Below are 18,541 nucleotides of genomic sequence, written 5' to 3'. Positions count from 1 at the left end.
GAATCTGCAGCTTTTCTGCGCGGGCGGTTTTTCACGCGTCCGGCGCTGCGCTTTCAACCCCGGCATCAGGGACGTTTATCAAGACGCCATCGCTATCAGCCGGTCTGTGCCAGTACTGTCCTTCCGCCGGCTTGAGGCGGTTTTGCCCTCTCGCCGGCCACGGCGCTAGTTTGGCGGCGTATCGCGCAAACGGCTCGCGAGCCAAAAACCGTGCTGCGGCCACGCCACCGACGAAATCGTATGCATCACGCAGAGATGGAACAATATGCGCCGCAAATGACGTTCCATGAGCGTCACCGCCTGATCCTGCGGGCCATCAGTGTTGAAAATACCCGGATTTTCGGTGCTCGGGCCGTCATATTCCAGCCGTTGCTGACAGCTTTGCAGCGCCACCTCGCAAGAGGCCAGATAGTCTGGCCGCCAACGTATCGGTCAGCATATAGTGATCGCGCGCCAGCGTCGTCATGGCGTTGATGTGTTCGACAATGAACTGACTATGGGTGACCCATAAGCGCATATCGCTCAGATAGCGGGAATTGAACCCCGGCTCCTGCATCGCCTGGCTTAAGGAGGTGAACAAGGCATTGTGCGCTTGGTTGACCCGCATGCGGGCATAAGCCAGCGCGGGCGCGCCGGGGGCGGGCTGCAACAGCAGCCGCAACGCTTCCTGATCCCGCTCCAGCGCCTGATGGGCGTTTTTGCGCAACAGCCCGCTCTGCCATTGCGGCCACAGCCACAGCGTGCCGCCAAAGGCCAGCATACAGCCAATCAAGGTGTCCACCAGCCGCGGCAGCAGGAAATGCGCGCCGTTCAACGACAACAATTGCAGGGTATACACGGTCACCACCGTCATACCGGTCATCGACAGACCGTAATTTTTGCGCAGTACCAAATAGCCGGCCAGAGTCACCACCAGCATGTCGGTCAGGATGACGCCGTCGCCCATCTTTAGTTGAAGCGTACCCGCGGCAATCACCAGACCAGCCAGGGTACCCAGCGCCCGATGTTGTATACGCACCCGGGTCGTGTTGTAACCATTCTGACTGACAAACATGATGGTCATCAGGATCCAGTAAGGTTTCGGCAGATTGAACACCAGGCCCAAACTGCTGCCGACCGCCAGCATGAGGCCCAGGCGGGCGGCGTTACGCAGCGCCATCGATTTCAAGGAGCAATAACTGCGCAAGCGCCGGCCAGAACGGCAACCGCTGCTGGTTATCCGCCATCACATCGCGACGATAGAGGGGGCGCTGGGAACGCAACAGGCGATAGATGCGGCTGAAATGGAAATAGCAGAACTGGCCTACCGGGTTATCCGGATGGTGGCGGGCAATTTTTTCCAGCGCCGACAAGCCGGCATCCGCGGCAAACCGGTCAGGTTGGCGATGATAGAGAATATCGTCCGCCAGGACGCGCAGCCGGGGGCGACGATACGCGCGTTGTAGCGCAACACCGCCTCGGCGTGGCTTTGCTGCACCAGCTTTTGCACTTCATCCGGCTGATGCAGACTCACCGTGATATGCTCTTGCAGATCCAACGCGACCTGGAAGGCGTGCAGTAGTCTTTTGTACTGGCTGAGATGGTTGGCCGAGAGCATATGCAACTGCTGATACACTTGGGCAATCTGGTCGATGACCTTCTGCTGGCGGGCGAACAGCGGCGGTAGCGCACTGTTCGGATCGGTATGCTGAGTCAGCAAACTGTACTTCGCTTCGATATAATCCGCCAGTTCGCGGTAGAGCAGACTGAGCGCCTCGCGCATCGGCTGCTCTTGCCATAGCCGGAACCACAGCGCGTTAAACAGCCCATACCAGGCGGTCCCTGCCAGATAGAGCAGCGGCGGCAGCCAAAGCGGCACATTGCCGGTCAGCCCCAGGGTAAATACCGCGGCAATCAGCGATGCCGGCAGCAAGCGGCCGTGTAGCGGGCTTATTTCGCCGCTGACGCCGAACAGCAGCGCCAACCCCAGTATGACAAACGGCAGCGGCACGCCGTGCGCCAACAGCAGCTGGATGAAAATACTGCTCAGGGCGAACAGCGAGCCGCCGACCACCAGCCGCTTAAAGAAACGCTTATGGAGCTGATCAAGCCCGGCGATGTTGCAACAGGCGGGCACCAGCGAGAACAGCAGACCTTGCTGCAGGCTGCCGAACATCAGTCCGATGGCGACCGGCAGGCAAAGCACAATGGTCTGCCGCAGGGCATAATTCACTTCAGGGTGGTAGATGAGTCTGCGCCACATAAGTCAGCTAAAAAGGCATGGCCGTCCTGACCATGCCCGTGGTGAAAGGGGATTAGCGGGTTCCGTAAACGACAATGGTTTTACCGTGGGCAGAGATGAGATTTTGATCCTCAAGCATTTTCAAAATACGGCCGACCGTTTCCCGTGAACAGCCGACTATTTGGCCGATTTCCTGCCGGGTGATTTTTATTTGCATACCGTCCGGGTGAGTCATGGCGTCCGGCTGCTTGGCTAAATTCAATAACGTTTGCGCGATACGCCCAGTCACATCCAGGAAAGCCAGGTTGCCGACTTTCTCTGAGGTCACCTGCAGGCGGCTGGCCATTTGTGAAGACAGACGCATCAGAATGTCGGGATTGACCTGAATCAACTGGCGAAATTTCTTGTAGGATATCTCAGCCACTTCGCAGGCCGTTTTCGCCCGCACCCATGCGCTGCGCTCCTGCCCCTCTTCAAACAACCCCAGTTCGCCGATAAAATCGCCCTGATTCAGGTAGGAGAGGATCATCTCCTTGCCTTCTTCGTCCTTGATAAGCACTGCGACGGAGCCTTTGACGATATAGTAGAGCGTTTCTGCCTTTTCACCCTGGTGAATCAACGTACTCTTCGATGGATACTTATGAATATGGCAATGAGACAGGAACCATTCGAGAGTCGGGTCTGTTTGCGGTTTGCCGAGAACCATTCGCTGTTATCCTCTTTTGTCATCGCCGCCCTGTTTAGGAACGGTGTATTCCCTGTAAGGTAAGGTGTTATTATGATGTCGTTCCGTTCATAAACGGAACCTCGCAAGGGAATTTATCAGGGTCCAATGTTGGTGACGTTTCGATCGCTCTCTTGCTCTTTCACTGTCGGTGAGTTCGATCCTGCCTTGTTTTTTAGCATAGCTTTAAGAAACTGTCTTGTGTTGTCTCGCTTCAGCATGATGCATCTGCGGTTACATTGCCAGTTTGGCGGCAAAAAGGTAGTCTTTCACAAAGAATATTATCAGGAGTTAACGATATGCAAGCGCGAGTAAAGTGGGTAGAAGGGCTGTCTTTTATCGGCGAATCCGCCTCGGGCCACCAGATTATCATAGATGGCAACAGCGGCGAAAAGGCCCCAAGCCCAATGGAAATGCTGCTTATGTCCGCCGGCGGCTGTAGCGCTATTGACGTGGTTTCGATTCTGCAAAAGGGCCGCGCCGATGTGCGCGACTGTGAGGTCAAGTTAACCTCGACGCGCCGCGAGGAAGCGCCGCGTCTGTTTATCCAAATCAATCTGCATTTTATCGTCACCGGCCGCGATTTGACGGATAAGATCGTCGAGCGCGCTGTCGGCGGAAAAGTATTGTTCGGTCTCGCTGATGCTGGGTAAAGCCGCCAGTATCACCCACAGCTTTGAGGTACGTCGCCTCGACTGATCGCGCGGGGCGCGCTTGACTGCCGGGGCGCGGCGCTAAGCCGCATAATGCCTCACCCGATTGGCGCCGCGCGTCGTTCCCGCGCGCGGCGCCTGCGTGAAGCCGCTTAGCGAATCTGTTTCCCTTCCAGCAATTGCTTGACTAGCGGCGCCATGATCAGTTCCATCGCCAAACCCATTTTGCCGCCCGGCACCACCAGCGTATTGATATTGGAAATGAAAGATCCCTGCAGCATCGCCAGTAAATAGGGAAAATCCATGGCGTCCAGGCCGCGAAAGTGAATAACCACAAAGCTTTCGTCCAGCGACGGGATCGCTTTGGCGGCGAACTGATTGGAGGTGTCCACCGTCGGCACCCGCTGAAAGTTGATATGGGTACGGAAAAATTGCGGCGTGATAAAATTGATATAATCTTCCATGGATCGCACCACGGAATCCATGACCGCTTCGCGGGAGTGGCCCCGTTCGTTGGTATCGCGCATCAATTTCTGGATCCACTCCAGATTGACTATCGGCACCACCCCCACCAGCAAATCCACGTGCCGCGCAACGTCATTATGCTCGGTCACAACGCCGCCGTGCAGCCCCTCGTAGAATAGGACGTCGGTAGGTTCCGGCAGGGGCTGCCAGGGGGTAAAGGTGCCGGGGACCTGATTATAAGGAACCGCTTCGTCGTAGGTATGCAAATATTTGCGCGCCTGCCCGCGTCCGCTTTCCCCATAGTGATAAAACGTTCTTTCCAGAAGATCGAAGTTATTCGCATCCGGGCCGAAATAACTCACGTGCCGACCTAAATCGAGCGCTTTACGAATGGCCAAATCCATTTCCGGCCGGGTGAAGTGGTGAAAGCTATCGCCTTCCAACTCCGCGGCGCGAATGTTCAACTGTTGAAAGATTTTGCGAAAAGCCAGGCTGGTGGTCGTGGTCCCGGCGCCGGAAAAACGCGCCGTCTGGTCGGTGACTTTGTCGCCCTGAAAGCCGAAGCCGCCCAGGAAATCGCGCAGCGATTGCTCAGACTCCTTTGGCGCCAGCCGGCTCAGGTGTTGCAGCGGCGTTTTATCGGCGCGCAAAAACTCCAACTGGTGCTGGGCGAAGTAGCCAAGCTTGATGCCTTTCGCCAGCGACACCGTCCCCGACTGTGGCGGCAGGGTTCCGGCCAGGAGCTTGATAAGCGTCGATTTACCGGCGCCGTTGCGTCCCAGCAGACCGATGCGTGAACCGGGTACCAAGTTGAACTTGATGGAGCGTAAAATCAGGTTATCGCCATAGCCGGCGCTGACTTTTTCCAGGGTGAGCAGCGGATTGGGCAAATTTTCCGGCGCGCGGAAACTGAATTGAAAGGGGTTATCCACATGCGCTGGGGCGATAAGCTCCATTCTTTCCAGCATTTTGATGCGGCTTTGCGCCTGCTTGGCTTTGGTTGCCTTGGCGCGGAAGCGATCGATGTAGTGCTGCAAATGCGCCACTTTTTCCTGCTGATGCTGGTAGAGCGACTGCTGCTGCGCCAGTTTGGTGGCGTGCTGCTGCTCGAACGACGAGTAGTTGCCGGTATATTCATTTAGGGTCTGTTGTTCGATATGTAGCACCCGATTGATGATAGGATCGAGAAAATCGCGATCGTGGGAAATCAAAATAAGCGTACCCGGGTAATTTCTTAGCCACTTTTCCAGCCAGATGACCGCATCCAAATCCAAATGGTTGGTCGGCTCGTCCAGCAACAGCAGATCAGACCGGCACAGCAGGGCTTGCGCGAGATTAAGGCGCATGCGCCAGAGCCGCCGGAGAAAGCACGCACCGGCTGCGTCAGCTGCGGCTGGCTGAAGCCCAGACCGCTCAAAAGGTTGGCGGCGCGGGCGCGAATGGTCCAAGCGTTGATGGTGTCCAGTTTCCCGTGTAGCGTGGCGATGGCATGACCATCATTTTTTTCATTGGCAACAAGTAATTCAGATTCAAGCTGACGATATTCCCGGTCGCCATCGATAACATACTCCAGTGCCGGCACGTCAAGAGCGGGGGTTTCCTGATTAACCCAGGCCATCGCCCAGTTCGCGGGCAGGCTGACGCTGCCGGCGTCGGCGCTGAGTTCTTTTTTCAACAGCGATAGCAGCGTGGATTTGCCGCAGCCGTTTTTGCCGACCAACCCGACTTTTTGCCCTGGGTTGATCGTGGCGGTGGCGTTATCCAGCAGTACGCGGGTACCGCGACGAATCTGCAACGAGGAGAAAACAATCATAAAGCGCCGTCGTTAGAGTATGTTAAATTTACATAGTTGAATGTTAAACAGGATATCGCGTCCTGACGTTATCTTTGCGAAGCATGGTAGCGGAAATCCCGCTTCCTGACGACGCTTTGGAGGGGAATTGATCTCTGAGCCGCCCAAAGTTTTGCTATTGTACGCGCATCCTGAGGCCCAGGATTCGGTGGCGAATCAGGTGTTACTCAAGGCTGCGGCTACGCTCAGTCATGTCACCGTACATGATCTGTATGCGCACTATCCGGATTTTTTTATCGATATACCTCACGAGCAACAGCTGCTGCGCGATCACCAGGTGATTGTGTTTCAGCACCCGTTATACACCTACAGCTGTCCCGCGTTGCTCAAAGAGTGGCTGGATCGCGTGCTGACCCGCGGCTTCGCCAGCGGTGTCGGCGGCGACGCGCTGGCCGGCAAACACTGGCGGTCGGTTATCACCACCGGCGATGCCGAGAGCGCCTATCAGACCAGCGGCGCGTTAGGGGTGGAGATGGCGGATATCCTGCGTCCTTTCGCCCTGACCGCCGCGCTGTGCCGTATGCACTGGCAGCCGCCGATGATTATTTATTGGGCGCGGCGCGCCTCGCCCGCAGCGCCAGTGAATATGCGCGCTGGCTATCGTTACCGTTGCCGTCGGAGGGCGAACGCCATGGAGAGTAGTCCCTCTTTTCTGATTGCGGTGGTGCTGTTTCTTTTTGCCGCGGTGGTGGCGGTGCCTATTGCGCAACGGCTCGGCATCGACGCGGTGTTAGGCTACCTCGCCGCCGGCATCGCCATCGGCCCCTGGGGTCTGGGTTTTATTCGCGATGTCGATGAGATCCTGCATTTCTCGGAGCTGGGGGTGGTGTTTTTGATGTTCATCATCGGCCTGGAACTGAACCCCGCCAAACTCTGGCATTTACGGCATTCGATATTCGGTGTCGGAGCCGCGCAGGTGGCTATCACCGCGGCGTTGCTGGGGGCTGCGCTTACCTTGACGCTGGCAGGCGGCGCTTATCGGCGGCATCGGTCTGGCCATGTCCTCAACCGCCATTGCGCTGCAGTTGATGCGGGATAAAGGCATGAACCGCAATGAGGGCGGTCAACTGGGTTTCTCGGTGTTACTGTTTCAGGATATGGCCGTGATCCCGGCGCTGTCGCTTATCCCGTTTCTCTCCGGCGGCGGCGGCCACGGCGATTGGATGAAAATCGGCATCAAGCTGGCGGCGTTTTTCGGCATGCTGGTGGGCGGGCGCTATCTGCTGCGTCCGCTGTTTCGCTATATCGCCTCGGCAAATGTGCGCGAAGTTTTCACCGCTGCCAGCCTGCTGCTGGTGCTGGGAGCCGCGCTGTTTATGGATTTGCTGGGCCTGTCGATGGCCCTCGGAACCTTTATCGCCGGCGTGCTGCTGGCCGAAAGCGAGTACCGTCACGAGCTCGAAATTGCCATTGAACCGTTTAAGGGGCTGCTGCTGGGGCTGTTTTTCATTTCGGTCGGCATGGCGCTGAATCTCGGCATTTTGTATGTACATGTGCTGACGGTGCTGGCCGGGGTCGCCATACTGGTGGCGATAAAAGGCACGGTATTGTATATCCTGGCGCGGCTGTCGGGGCTTAAGCGCTCCGTCCGGCTGCAATTCGCCGGCGTACTCAGCCAGGGCGGGGAGTTCGCCTTCGTCCTGTTTTCGGCCGCCTCGGCGCAGAAAATCCTTACCGGCGATCAATTATCGTTATTGCTGGTGATTGTCACATTGTCGATGATTACCACGCCGTTAATGATGCAATTGATCGATCGTATCCTGGTCCGGCGCTATAATGCAGTTGAAGAGGACGATGAAAAACCTTTTGTCAACGACGACGAGCCGCAGGTGATCATTGTCGGTTTTGGCCGTTTCGGCCAAGTGATAGGCCGCCTGCTCATGGCGAATAAAACGCGCATTACGGTGCTTGAGCGCGATATCAGCGTCGTCAGCCTGATGCGCAGCTACGGCTACAAAGTTTTATTACGGCGACGCGACCGAATTGGAGCTGCTGCGGGCTGCGGGCGCGGAAAAAGCCAGCACCATCGTGGTCGCAGCCAACACGTCCGAAGATAATATGGCCATTATCCACCTTTGCCAGCAGCACTTTCCCCATTTGCAGATTCTGGCGCGCGCGCGTTGAAGCGCATGAGTTACTGCAGGCCGGCGTGTCGCGATTTTCACGTGAAACCTTCTCCAGCGCGCTGGAGTTGGGGCGCAAGGTGCTGCAATCGTTGGGTATGCATCCGCATCAGGCCTACCGGGCGCAGCAACACTTCCGCCGGCTGGATATGCGTATGCTGCGTGAATTGATGCCCCAACCCCAAGAGGAAGGGCGGCACAGTTCGCGCGTTATGGAGGCGCGGCGCGAGCTGGAGGACATTTTCCAGCGCGAGATGCAGCAGGAACGCAGGCTGCTCAACGGTTGGGGCGAGGATGAACAACAGGGGGAACGACCCAATGACGGCAAAGCGTAAACGCTTTATCGCTGGCGCCACCTGCCCCGTCTGCCACAGCGGCGACACGCTGGCGGTATGGCGCGAGGAGAATAGTGACCGGGTGGGCTGCGTCAAATGCGGCTATAGCCAGCGACAGGATGACGAAATGATTAGCGCGAAAAGACCGGATAAGGAACACATTATCGGTATTTTTCATCCGGAGTAGCGTGATTGACCGCTTTTTTACGGCTAAAGCTTACATACGTGCGGTTTTTGGTTAGAATCAGCGCCAAATTAGTTTCCAATGGTGGGAGATATCATGAAAGTAGTAAAAGATCGGGTGGTCAGTCTGGCCTACCAGTTGAGGACAGAAGACGGTGTATTGGTCGATGAATCCCCGGTGAGCGCACCGTTGGAGTACCTGCATGGTCATGGCTCGTTGATTCCCGGGCTGGAAAAAGCGCTGGAAGACCACGCCGCGGGCGACAGCTTTGATATCAGTATCGAAGCCAACGATGCCTACGGCCCCTACGATGAAAATCTGGTGCAGCGCGTGCCTAAAGATGTTTTTATGGGCGTCGACGAACTGGAAGTGGGCATGCGTTTCCTGGCGGAAACCGATCAGGGCCAGGTCCCGGTGGAAATCACCGAAATCGATGGCGATCATGTCGTGGTTGACGACAACCCTATGCTGGCCGGCCAGAACCTGAACTTCCATGTGGACGTCATCGCCGTGCGTGAAGCGACCGAGGAAGAACTGGCGCACGGTCACGTTCATGGCGAACACGGCCATGATCATGAGCATAAAGGCGGCGGTTGCGGCTGCCACTAAGCGCGATCGGCGCGGGACCCGTGCGGGCCCCGCCATGGGCGCCACCCGCTCAGTAATGGGGCGGGGGCGTTTCCTCGCTTTGCGAAGCGATAAGCGAGGTGTTCTGCGCGCGTAACTTATCCGACAGCAAGCGTAATTGCTCCTGCAGCCGGCTAATATCGCGCTGGTGGGCCACCACTGTCTGATTCAGTTCCTCAATCATTATCTCCTGGAAAGCGACCCGTCCCTCCAATAATTCCAGACGTTGTTCCAGCTGCGATAGTTCCATCATTTTCCCCTCTCGGTACCGATCAAGACCAATGAAACCGGCGTCGCACCGTTCCCATTTCGCGGTTGCCTCGCGCGGGCAATCCCGGTAGATTCTATCTTGCTTTGCGCGGATCGCCCGCATAAAGGTCATCATTAGGCGGTGATATCAAACCGCGACGCAATGAAAATGCATTATCAGGAAACTTCTTGTTATAAAAAAAGTCCCAGAAAGCGTTAATCAACTGGCATAGCGATTGTGTTGTGTTTATGCTCACAGCTATAGTATTTGCCTGACTTTGCTATCGACCCCGGGACCGCTATCCCAGGAAAATGGAGATTTATGAAATCATTGATTAAAGTATCGCTGCTGGCCTCTACTATGGCATTTGCCCTTAACGCAAGCAGCGCTCTGGCCGCCGATGCGGCTCCCAGCGCCACCTCGGACAAATTCAAAAGCAGCGAAGATCAGGCCGCCTATGCGCTGGGCGCCTCCCTGGGGCGTTATATGGATAATTCGCTGAAAGAGCAGGAAAAACTTGGGATCAAGCTGGATAAAGGTCAGCTGATCTCCGGCGTTCAGGACGCCTTCGGCAACAATAGCAAGCTGTCCGATCAAGAGATTGAAGCCATGCTGCAAAGCTTTGAGGCGCGCGTCAAACAGGCCGCCCAGACCAAAATGGAGCAGGAAGCCAAGGACAACGCCGCCAAGGGCGACAAATACCGCGCCGACTATGCCAAGCAGAAGGGTGTGAAGAAAACTGCCAACGGCGTGCTGTATAAAGTCGATAAAGCCGGCACCGGCATCGGCAGCGCGCCGACCGACAGCGATACCGTGGTTGTGAACTATAAAGGCACCCTGGTCGACGGGACGGAATTCGACAACTCCTACAAACGCGGCGAGCCGCTCTCCTTCCGCCTGGACGGCGTCATCCCCGGCTGGACCGAAGGGCTGAAGCACATTAAGAAAGGCGGGCAAATCCAGCTGGTTATTCCGCCGGAGCAGGCGTATGGCAAAACCGGCGTTCCCGGTATCCCGGCCAACTCCACGTTGGTGTTTGATGTCGAGCTGCTGGATATCAAACTGGCCGCGGCCGCGCCGGTTCCCGACACGGGCGCGCAGCAAAAATAAGACTACCGTTATCGCCAACGGGCCGCCGCCCGTGAGCGTCGCGCAGGCCATCCCCCCGGGGATGGCTTTTTTTGGGCGCCCTGCTGGCCAGCGCTTCTTTCGCCTTTGGCCGCGGCGCGGGCGGATAATATCCATGCGGAATAATAAAAAATCTCACCAAACACAAGGACAGCGTTTTACCGGATTTGCTAGACTAGCGGCCGGATAACAGAATTACAGCCAAATCTGCCCGATACTATCCCGGCAGATTCACAACCACGGGTGGTATTTCCACATGTCTACGTCTCTCCCACATTCTGATTCCGGTGAGCTGGATTTACTGGACGAACGTCCTTTCAGCGCCGTGGATCATGAAATTCTCGCCTCTTATGAGGCCGTCGTGGACGGCCTGGCGATGCTTATTGGCGGACATTGCGAGATTGTATTGCACTCCCTGGAGGACCTGAAATGTTCGGCCGTGCGTATCGCTAACGGCGAACATACCGGACGTAAAGTGGGGTCGCCGATCTCGGATCTGGCGCTGCGCATGCTACATGACATGGCCGGTGAGGACAGCAGCGTTTCCCGCGCCTACTTTTACCCGGGCGAAAAACGGCGTCCTGATGAAATCCGTCACCATTGCTATCCGCAATCGCGAGCAGCGGGTGATAGGGCTTCTGTGCATCAATATGAATTTGGACGTGCCGTTCTCGCAGATTATGCAAACGTTTATCCCGCCGGAAACGCAGGACATCGCGACCTCGGTGAATTTTGCCTCCTCGGTGGACGATCTGGTGGCGCAAACGCTGGAGTTCACTATCGAAGAAGTCAACGCCGATCGCAACGTATCCAACAACGCCAAAAATCGGCAGATCGTGCTTAATCTGTACGAGAAAGGCATCTTTGACATCAAGGACGCCATCAACCAGGTCGCCGAGAGGCTCAATATCTCCAAGCACACGGTGTATCTGTATATCCGTCAGTTCAAAAGCGGCGATTTTGTAGGGCAGGAGCGGTGAGTCTGAACTACTGCCTGATGGTCACCGGACCGGCCTATGGCAACCAGCGCGCCAGCAGCGCGTTACAGTTCGCCCAGGCGCTGCTGGCGTGCGGCCACCGTCTCGGCATCGTGTTTTTTTACCAAGAGGGCGTTGCTAACGCCAATCGTCTGAGTGCGCCCGCCGGCGATGAGGTGGATCTGGTGCGCGCCTGGCACGATCTGGCGCAGCAGCATCGGGTGGCGCTGCATGTCTGCGTTGCCGCCGCCCTGCGCCGCGGCGTGACCGATGCCCTACAGGCGTCGCTGCAAAACCGCGCCGGCGAGAACCTTCAGCCGGGCTTCGAGCTCAGCGGCCTGGGCACTCTGGTGCAGGCAGTGCTCGGCTGCGATCGCTTTATTCAGTTTTAAGGCCGCCATGAACCGCATCGCTTTTGTTTTTACCCACGGGCCACACGGCGACGCCGCTGGACGGGAGGGGCTTGACGCACTCTTGGCCACCTCGGCGCTGGCCGAAGATATCGGGGTCTTTTTCATTGCCGACGGCGTATTGCTGCTGTTGCCGCAGCAGCAGCCGGCGCAAATTCTGGCGCGGGACTTCGTCGCCACCTTCGGAGTGCTATCGCTGTATGATGTCGACAGGCTCTATCTCTGCGCCGACTCGGCGGCGGAGCGCGGACTGGATGCCGGCGCTGGCTGGGTGCTGGACGCCGAGTGGCTGCCGGCGGCGGATTGGCGACAGCGTCTGGCCGCCTACGATACCGTTTTGACGTTTTAACGCCGGAGGGCGCCCATGCTGTATACCCTGAGCCGTTCTCCCTATGCCTGCGATCTGGCGGCGCTGCTGCGTACCGCGCGGCCCGGCGACGATCTGCTACTGCTGTCTGATGGCGTTATCGCCGGTCTGCGTGGCTCGCCGGCCGCCCGCGCGCTGAGCGCCTCGCCTCTGGCGCTGCACGCGCTGGAAAACGACATCGCCGCACGCGGATTGTCTGTTCATTTTTCGCCCAATATTGCGATAATCAGTTATAATGATTTCGTCAGGCTGACCGAAAAACAGCCGCAGCAGATGGCGTGGTAAGTCAGGGTGGGTTGTATATTTCTTGACACCTTTACCCGTCAGCCATAAAATTCTGCGTCCTCGTACTTTGCCCCGCGGCATCACGAGGCGATTTATTACGTGTTTACGAAGCAAAACCCAGGAGCTTTATTGAATGGCAACGATTAACCAGCTGGTACGCAAACCGCGCTCCATGAAGGTTGCGAAGAACAACGTTCCGGCGCTGGACGCCTGCCCGCAGAAACGTGGCGTATGTACCCGCGTATATACCACCACCCCGAAAAAACCGAACTCCGCGCTGCGTAAAGTATGCCGTGTTCGTTTAACCAACGGGTTTGAAGTCACCTCCTACATCGGCGGTGAAGGTCATAACCTGCAGGAGCACTCCGTGATCCTGATCCGTGGCGGTCGTGTAAAAGACCTGCCGGGTGTGCGTTACCACACCGTTCGTGGCGCCCTTGACTGCTCCGGTGTTAAAGACCGCAAGCAGGGCCGCTCCAAGTACGGCGTGAAGAAGCCAAAGGCTTAATGGTTCTCCGTTAAGTAAGGCCAAACGTTTTATTAACTCTGTCAAAGAACTCATCGAGTTTTGGACAATCCTGAATTAACAACGGAGTATTTCCATGCCACGTCGTCGCGTCATTGGTCAACGTAAAATCCTGCCGGATCCGAAGTTCGGATCTGAGCTTTTGGCCAAATTTGTTAACATCCTGATGGTAGATGGCAAAAAATCTACCGCAGAAGCAATCGTCTATACCGCGCTGGAGACCCTGGCTCAGCGTTCGGGTAAAGGCCATCTGGAAGCTTTTGAAGTTGCCCTGGACAACGTGCGTCCGACTGTCGAAGTCAAATCGCGCCGCGTCGGTGGTTCGACTTATCAGGTGCCAGTAGAAGTTCGTCCGGTTCGCCGCAATGCCCTGGCAATGCGTTGGATCGTTGAAGCAGCTCGTAAACGCGGTGATAAATCTATGGCTCTGCGCTTGGCGAACGAACTTTCCGATGCAGCAGAAAACAAAGGTACTGCTGTGAAGAAACGTGAAGACGTTCACCGTATGGCAGATGCCAACAAGGCGTTCGCCCACTACCGCTGGTAATCGTACCGCCGTAGTCACGCTAACCTGGCGGACGCTCATGAGCTGTCCCTGCCGGGTTGGCTCGGAATGAACGCCCTAGTAATCGAGGATTCAAATGGCTCGTATAACACCCATCGCACGCTATCGTAACATCGGTATCAGTGCACACATCGACGCGGGTAAAACCACCACGACTGAACGTATTCTGTTCTACACGGGTGTGAACCACAAGATCGGTGAAGTTCATAATGGCGCAGCCACCATGGACTGGATGGCGCAGGAGCAGGAGCGTGGTATCACCATCACGTCCGCCGCGACCACCTGTTTCTGGGCCGGCATGGCTAAACAGTTTGATTCGCATCGCATCAACATCATCGACACCCCGGGACACGTTGACTTCACCATCGAAGTAGAACGTTCCATGCGCGTGCTTGATGGCGCCGTCATGGTCTACTGTGCGGTCGGCGGCGTGCAGCCGCAGTCTGAAACCGTATGGCGTCAGGCAAACAAATACAAAGTGCCGCGTATCGCGTTCGTAAACAAAATGGACCGTATGGGCGCCAACTATCTGCGCGTAGTCGAGCAGCTGAAAACCCGTCTGGCCGCTAACCCGGTTCCGATTCAGCTAGCTATCGGCGCGGAAGAAAAATTCACCGGCGTCGTCGATCTGGTGAAAATGAAAGCCATCAACTGGAGCGAAGCGGACCAGGGCGTGACCTTCACTTATGAAGACATCCCCGCCGATTTGACCGAGCTGGCTGACAAATGGCACCAGCACCTGGTGGAATCCGCAGCTGAAGTATCTGAAGAGCTGATGGACAAATACCTGGGCGGCGAAGATCTGACCGAAGAAGAGATCAAGACCGGTCTGCGCCAGCGCGTTCTGAACAACGAAATCATTCTGGTCACCTGTGGTTCCGCGTTCAAGAACAAGGGTGTGCAGGCGATGCTGGATGCGGTCATCGAATACCTGCCGGCACCGACCGACGTTGCCGCCATCGATGGCGTGCTCGACGATGGCGAAACCCATGCTGAGCGTCATTCCAGCGATGATGAGCCGTTCTCGGCTCTGGCGTTCAAAATCGCCACCGACCCGTTCGTCGGCAACCTGACCTTCTTCCGCGTCTACTCCGGCGTCGTCAACTCCGGCGATACGGTGCTGAACTCGGTGAAGGACAAGCGCGAACGTTTCGGCCGTATCGTACAGATGCACGCCAACAAACGTGAAGAAATCAAGGAAGTCCGCGCCGGCGATATCGCCGCGGCCATCGGCCTGAAAGATGTGACCACCGGGGATACCCTGTGCGATCCGTCCTCGCCCATCATCCTTGAGCGTATGGAATTCCCGGAACCGGTTATCTCGGTCGCCGTGGAACCGAAAACCAAAGCCGACCAGGAAAAAATGGGTCTGGCTCTGGGCCGTCTGGCGCAGGAAGACCCGTCTTTCCGCGTCTGGACCGATGAAGAGTCCGGCCAGACTATCATCGCCGGTATGGGTGAGCTGCACCTTGAAATTCTCGTCGACCGTATGCGTCGCGAATTCAACGTGGAAGCCAACGTCGGTAAGCCGCAGGTGGCCTACCGCGAAACGATCCGCTCCACCGTCGAACAGGAAGGTAAATTCGTTCGTCAGTCCGGTGGTCGCGGTCAGTTCGGCCACGTATGGCTGCGTATTGAACCGATGGAACCGGGTGGCAAAGGCTACGAGTTCCTGAACGAAATCGTCGGCGGCGTGGTACCGAAAGAGTACGTTCCGGCGGTGGATAAAGGCGTTCAGGAACAGCTGAAGAGCGGTGTTCTGGCCGGCTACCCGATCGTAGACGTCCGCGTTGCCGCCTTCGATGGTTCTTACCACGAAGTCGACTCCTCGGAAATGGCGTTCAAGATCGCCGGTTCCATGGCGTTCAAAGAAGGCTTCATGAAGGCGAAACCGGTGCTGCTGGAACCTATCATGAAGGTGGAAGTTGAAACGCCTGAAGACTACATGGGTGACGTTATTGGTGACTTGAACCGTCGTCGCGGTATGATTGACGGTATGGAAGACACCACGACCGGTAAAACCGTTCGTGCGCAGGTCCCCTTGTCTGAAATGTTCGGTTATGCTACTGATCTGCGTTCACAGACTCAGGGCCGTGCTTCTTACTCCATGGAGTTCCTGAAGTACAATGAAGCACCGAACAACGTTGCTCAGGCCATTATCGAAACCCGCAGAGCCAAGTAAGCTTTAAGGGTTACAATTAATATCCCGTGCTCTCACCCGTTGGTGAGAGCATAAGAGTAAGGAATATAGCCGTGTCTAAAGAAAAGTTTCAACGCACCAAACCCCACGTTAACGTCGGTACTATCGGCCACGTTGACCATGGTAAAACGACCCTGACCGCCGCCATCACCACCGTTCTGGCCAAGGCCTACGGCGGTAGCGCGCGCGCGTTCGATCAGATCGACAACGCGCCGGAAGAAAAGGCTCGTGGTATCACCATCAACACTTCGCACGTTGAATACGATACCCCGACCCGCCACTACGCGCACGTAGACTGCCCGGGGCACGCCGACTATGTGAAAAACATGATCACCGGTGCGGCCCAAATGGACGGCGCGATCCTGGTCGTTGCCGCCACCGACGGCCCGATGCCGCAGACCCGCGAGCACATCTTGCTGGGTCGCCAGGTTGGCGTACCCTACATTATCGTGTTCATGAACAAATGCGACATGGTTGATGACGAAGAGCTGCTGGAACTGGTGGAAATGGAAGTGCGCGAACTGCTGTCGCAGTACGACTTCCCGGGCGATGACACGCCGGTTATCTACGGTTCCGCGCTGAAAGCGCTGGAAGGCGACGAAGCCTGGACGCAGAAAATCATTGAACTGGCGGAAGCGCTAGACAGCTACATTCCGGAACCGGAACGCGCCATCGACAAGCCGTTCCTGCTGCCGATCGAAGACGTATTCTCCATCTCCGGCCGCGGCACCGTGGTAACCGGTCGTGTAGAGCGCGGCATCGTCAAAGTGGGTGAAGAAGTGGAAATCGTCGGCATCAAAGACACCACCAAAACCACCTGCACCGGCGTTGAAATGTTCCGTAAACTGCTGGACGAAGGCCGTGCCGGCGAGAACGTTGGCGTGCTGCTGCGCGGCACCAAGCGTGACGACGTCGAGCGTGGTCAGGTTCTGGCCAAACCGGGCTCGATCAAGCCGCATACCCAGTTTGAATCGGAAGTGTATATTCTGAGCAAAGACGAAGGCGGCCGCCACACGCCGTTCTTCAAAGGCTACCGTCCGCAGTTCTATTTCCGTACCACTGACGTAACCGGTACCATCGAACTGCCGGAAGGCGTTGAAATGGTGATGCCTGGCGACAACATCAAGATGGTTGTTAACCTGATTGCCCCGATCGCCATGGACGACGGTCTGCGTTTCGCTATTCGCGAAGGCGGCCGTACCGTTGGCGCCGGCGTTGTTGCCAAAGTTATCGGTTAAGACACTACGTCTTACAGCCAATGCCGGCGTTAAGCCGGCAGCATGAAAGGGCGCCTCGGGCGCCCTTTTTTATGGTTGCGTCATCTGGGCGGCCGTTGCTGTCGCACTCGGGTCCGCGGCACGCGTTGGGTGTTCCACCGCGTTGCGGCGCCATCGTGGCTGTTCGGGCACGGTGGTCCGGAGCATTGTCCGTTGCTTCACATCCACATTAGCGTATCTGATAGTCTCGCTGCAGATTCCGACGTATCCGATCAGCTGTTCCGGCGACATCCGATCAGTTATTCCGATATTTTCCGATCACCCATTCCCGTGATATTCGATCACGTGTTCGCTCATCTTCTGACTCGGGTTTAGTCTATTTTTCCTGTGCTGGTTACTCCTTGCTCTTTGCGTAGTGATTCGCCTTTAAGTTCCAGTCTATAGCTGGGGTGTACTAACCGATCGAGTAACGCGTCAGCTGTCGTGGGGTTTTCTATCAGTCCATACCATTTTTTCACCGGCAGTTGACTGATCAGGATGCTGCTGCTTTTATCGTAGCGATCTTCCATCACCTCCAATAGCATCGTTGCCTGCATCGGACTTATTGATTCTAGGCCCACGTCGTCCAAGATCAGTAACTCTATTTTTTCTAACTGCTTAAGCTGTTTTAGATAGGTCCTGTAGCGATGCAAAATATTTTGGACTAATTTGCAAGCAATTCTGGACTCCTTTAAACCACTAAAAAGTGGCCATTTTGGACAGTCCAGAATTGTTTGCAAAAAGGAAATCAGGCGAAATTGCGAATGATCAACTCGCGTCTGCTATGAGGGTTGTTGCCTAATGAGTATTTTAGGTCAACAACGTCGATATGAAGGTTTTTGAAGATGCTCCTCATTTCTGGGATATCATTAACTGAAATAACCATTCTTCCTGTTATCGAATGAGCCAGGCTATCAATGATGCTGTATTGCTCTAGGCCAAACGCCACGCCATAGCCTTGAGTCTTCCAGTAAGGTGGATCAAGGTAGAACAATGTATGTGGCCTATCATATTTTTCAATACAAGCCTGCCAACCAAGATGCTCTATGGTTGCCTGAGATAAACGCAGATGAGCCTGTTATAGCTGCTCTTCGATTCTTAGAAGGTTCAATGACTGTGATCGCACAGCGGAAGTACCAAAGTTCTGCCCGCTCACTTTGCCACCAAATGTGAGTTGTTGAAGATAGTAAAACTGGGCGGCTCGCTGTATATCGGTCAGCGTTTGTGGTGGTGTTTCTTTTAGCCAATCAAACAGCTGCCTACTGCTTAAAGCCCACTTAAACTGACGTATAAATTTCTCCAAATGGTACTTAACTGTCATTACCAATTGAAAAGTGATCCACCCTGCTAAGTAAAATAGGCTTTTTTGTTAAAATCAGTGGTTATTAATACG

The 18,541-nt window shown here is 55.9% G+C and carries 14 protein-coding genes and 8 pseudogenes; 14 read left to right on the top strand and 8 right to left on the bottom strand.

Features of this window, described 5'->3' with window-relative positions:
- Positions 1 to 165: 165 nt before the first annotated feature.
- Both SOPEG_RS01310 and crp read right to left on the bottom strand, forming a co-directional pair.
- A pseudogene (locus SOPEG_RS01310) lies at positions 166 to 2,242 on the bottom strand (YccS/YhfK family putative transporter).
- Positions 2,243 to 2,294: 52 nt separating this feature from the next.
- Positions 2,295 to 2,927 carry a cAMP-activated global transcriptional regulator CRP gene (crp, locus tag SOPEG_RS01305; protein WP_011412109.1) on the bottom strand — a complete coding sequence of 211 codons (633 nt, stop codon included), beginning with the start codon at positions 2,925 to 2,927 and terminating at the stop codon, positions 2,295 to 2,297.
- Between the two features lie 317 nt (positions 2,928 to 3,244).
- Here crp and SOPEG_RS01300 point away from each other — a divergent pair.
- A pseudogene (locus SOPEG_RS01300) lies at positions 3,245 to 3,644 on the top strand (OsmC family protein).
- A gap of 106 nt (positions 3,645 to 3,750) precedes the next feature.
- On the opposite strand, the gene SOPEG_RS29045 reads toward SOPEG_RS01300, so the two are convergent.
- From SOPEG_RS29045 to SOPEG_RS25835, 3 genes and pseudogenes are all read right to left on the bottom strand, one after another.
- A complete protein-coding gene (locus SOPEG_RS29045; RefSeq protein ID WP_051419983.1) occupies positions 3,751 to 4,635 on the bottom strand; it encodes a phosphoribulokinase in 885 nt (294 codons plus the stop codon).
- A pseudogene (locus SOPEG_RS30340) lies at positions 4,609 to 5,409 on the bottom strand (ATP-binding cassette domain-containing protein); the annotation flags it as partial. The gene SOPEG_RS29045 and the pseudogene SOPEG_RS30340, both read right to left, overlap by 27 nt.
- Entirely contained in the window at positions 5,298 to 5,876 is a 579-nt protein-coding gene (locus SOPEG_RS25835) for an ATP-binding cassette domain-containing protein (protein ID WP_025244023.1), read from the bottom strand. The pseudogene SOPEG_RS30340 and the gene SOPEG_RS25835, both read right to left, overlap by 112 nt.
- Positions 5,877 to 6,006: 130 nt before the next feature.
- Between SOPEG_RS25835 and kefG the strand changes: the two are divergent.
- From kefG to slyD, 4 genes and pseudogenes are all read left to right on the top strand, one after another.
- Positions 6,007 to 6,557: pseudogene (kefG, locus tag SOPEG_RS01285) on the top strand (glutathione-regulated potassium-efflux system ancillary protein KefG).
- Positions 6,547 to 8,373: pseudogene (gene kefB / locus SOPEG_RS01280) on the top strand (glutathione-regulated potassium-efflux system protein KefB). The pseudogenes kefG and kefB overlap by 11 nt, the downstream one beginning before the upstream one ends.
- On the top strand, positions 8,333 to 8,560 hold the full coding sequence (locus SOPEG_RS01275) for a YheV family putative zinc ribbon protein (RefSeq protein WP_417903430.1): 228 nt from the start codon (positions 8,333 to 8,335) through the stop codon (positions 8,558 to 8,560). Before kefB ends, SOPEG_RS01275 begins: the two are co-directional and overlap by 41 nt.
- Before the next feature lie 93 nt (positions 8,561 to 8,653).
- A complete protein-coding gene (slyD, locus tag SOPEG_RS01270; RefSeq protein WP_025244021.1) occupies positions 8,654 to 9,166 on the top strand; it encodes a peptidylprolyl isomerase in 513 nt (170 codons plus the stop codon).
- A gap of 49 nt (positions 9,167 to 9,215) precedes the next feature.
- Here slyD and SOPEG_RS01265 read toward each other — a convergent pair whose 3' ends face one another.
- A complete protein-coding gene (locus SOPEG_RS01265) occupies positions 9,216 to 9,434 on the bottom strand; it encodes a protein SlyX (protein WP_025244020.1) in 219 nt (72 codons plus the stop codon).
- A gap of 321 nt (positions 9,435 to 9,755) precedes the next feature.
- Between SOPEG_RS01265 and fkpA the strand changes: the two genes are divergently transcribed.
- The 9 genes and pseudogenes from fkpA (at position 9,756) to tuf (ending at position 17,130) form a co-directional block, all read left to right on the top strand.
- Positions 9,756 to 10,544, top strand: coding sequence for an FKBP-type peptidyl-prolyl cis-trans isomerase (gene fkpA / locus SOPEG_RS01260; RefSeq protein ID WP_025244019.1), 789 nt, complete (start codon positions 9,756 to 9,758; stop codon positions 10,542 to 10,544).
- 274 nt (positions 10,545 to 10,818) lie between these two features.
- Positions 10,819 to 11,542: pseudogene (locus SOPEG_RS01255) on the top strand (helix-turn-helix transcriptional regulator).
- Entirely contained in the window at positions 11,539 to 11,931 is a 393-nt protein-coding gene (gene tusD, locus SOPEG_RS01250; RefSeq protein ID WP_025244018.1) for a sulfurtransferase complex subunit TusD, read from the top strand. Before SOPEG_RS01255 ends, tusD begins: the two are co-directional and overlap by 4 nt.
- A gap of 7 nt (positions 11,932 to 11,938) precedes the next feature.
- On the top strand, positions 11,939 to 12,298 hold the full coding sequence (gene tusC / locus SOPEG_RS01245; RefSeq protein WP_025244017.1) for a sulfurtransferase complex subunit TusC: 360 nt from the start codon (positions 11,939 to 11,941) through the stop codon (positions 12,296 to 12,298).
- 15 nt (positions 12,299 to 12,313) lie between these two features.
- Positions 12,314 to 12,601 (top strand): sulfurtransferase complex subunit TusB, encoded by a 288-nt coding sequence (tusB, locus tag SOPEG_RS01240; RefSeq protein ID WP_025244016.1) that lies wholly within the window; start codon positions 12,314 to 12,316, stop codon positions 12,599 to 12,601.
- 133 nt (positions 12,602 to 12,734) lie between these two features.
- The gene (rpsL, locus tag SOPEG_RS01235) at positions 12,735 to 13,109 is read left to right on the top strand and encodes a 30S ribosomal protein S12 (protein WP_025244015.1); all 375 of its coding nucleotides are present in this window, start codon (positions 12,735 to 12,737) and stop codon (positions 13,107 to 13,109) included.
- 94 nt (positions 13,110 to 13,203) lie between these two features.
- Positions 13,204 to 13,674, top strand: coding sequence for a 30S ribosomal protein S7 (gene rpsG / locus SOPEG_RS01230; protein WP_011412093.1), 471 nt, complete (start codon positions 13,204 to 13,206; stop codon positions 13,672 to 13,674).
- Positions 13,675 to 13,768: 94 nt separating this feature from the next.
- Positions 13,769 to 15,874, top strand: coding sequence for an elongation factor G (fusA, locus tag SOPEG_RS01225; RefSeq protein WP_025244014.1), 2,106 nt, complete (start codon positions 13,769 to 13,771; stop codon positions 15,872 to 15,874).
- A 71-nt stretch (positions 15,875 to 15,945) separates the two neighbouring features.
- Positions 15,946 to 17,130, top strand: a complete 1,185-nt coding sequence (tuf, locus tag SOPEG_RS01220) for an elongation factor Tu (protein WP_025244013.1) — start codon at positions 15,946 to 15,948, stop codon at positions 17,128 to 17,130.
- Positions 17,131 to 17,480: 350 nt separating this feature from the next.
- Here tuf and istB read toward each other — a convergent pair.
- Positions 17,481 to 17,786, bottom strand: a pseudogene (istB, locus tag SOPEG_RS01215) (IS21-like element ISSoEn3 family helper ATPase IstB); the annotation flags it as partial.
- A 110-nt stretch (positions 17,787 to 17,896) separates the two neighbouring features.
- Positions 17,897 to 18,475 (bottom strand): annotated as a pseudogene (locus SOPEG_RS29030) (DNA adenine methylase); the annotation flags it as partial.
- Positions 18,476 to 18,541 lie beyond the last annotated feature (66 nt).

It is taken from the genome of Candidatus Sodalis pierantonius str. SOPE, assembly GCF_000517405.1.
In the GTDB taxonomy this organism is placed as follows: Bacteria; Pseudomonadota; Gammaproteobacteria; order Enterobacterales; family Enterobacteriaceae; genus Sodalis_C; species Sodalis_C pierantonii.
Note: the sequence above shows the minus strand (reverse complement) of the source record. Positions and strands in the feature narration are given on the sequence as shown.

What these genes read in the sequence shown, in the direction of transcription:
- fkpA (WP_025244019.1), top strand. Translation starts at nt 9,756, where the DNA reads ATGAAATCATTGATTAAAGTATCGCTGCTGGCCTCTACTATGGCATTT.
- fusA (WP_025244014.1), top strand. Translation starts at nt 13,769, where the DNA reads ATGGCTCGTATAACACCCATCGCACGCTATCGTAACATCGGTATCAGT.
- tusC (WP_025244017.1), top strand. Translation starts at nt 11,939, where the DNA reads ATGAACCGCATCGCTTTTGTTTTTACCCACGGGCCACACGGCGACGCC.
- slyD (WP_025244021.1), top strand. Translation starts at nt 8,654, where the DNA reads ATGAAAGTAGTAAAAGATCGGGTGGTCAGTCTGGCCTACCAGTTGAGG.
- SOPEG_RS25835 (WP_025244023.1), bottom strand. Translation starts at nt 5,876, where the DNA reads ATGATTGTTTTCTCCTCGTTGCAGATTCGTCGCGGTACCCGCGTACTG.
- crp (WP_011412109.1), bottom strand. Translation starts at nt 2,927, where the DNA reads ATGGTTCTCGGCAAACCGCAAACAGACCCGACTCTCGAATGGTTCCTG.
- rpsL (WP_025244015.1), top strand. Translation starts at nt 12,735, where the DNA reads ATGGCAACGATTAACCAGCTGGTACGCAAACCGCGCTCCATGAAGGTT.
- tusB (WP_025244016.1), top strand. Translation starts at nt 12,314, where the DNA reads ATGCTGTATACCCTGAGCCGTTCTCCCTATGCCTGCGATCTGGCGGCG.
- SOPEG_RS01275 (WP_417903430.1), top strand. Translation starts at nt 8,333, where the DNA reads ATGAACAACAGGGGGAACGACCCAATGACGGCAAAGCGTAAACGCTTT.
- rpsG (WP_011412093.1), top strand. Translation starts at nt 13,204, where the DNA reads ATGCCACGTCGTCGCGTCATTGGTCAACGTAAAATCCTGCCGGATCCG.
- SOPEG_RS01265 (WP_025244020.1), bottom strand. Translation starts at nt 9,434, where the DNA reads ATGGAACTATCGCAGCTGGAACAACGTCTGGAATTATTGGAGGGACGG.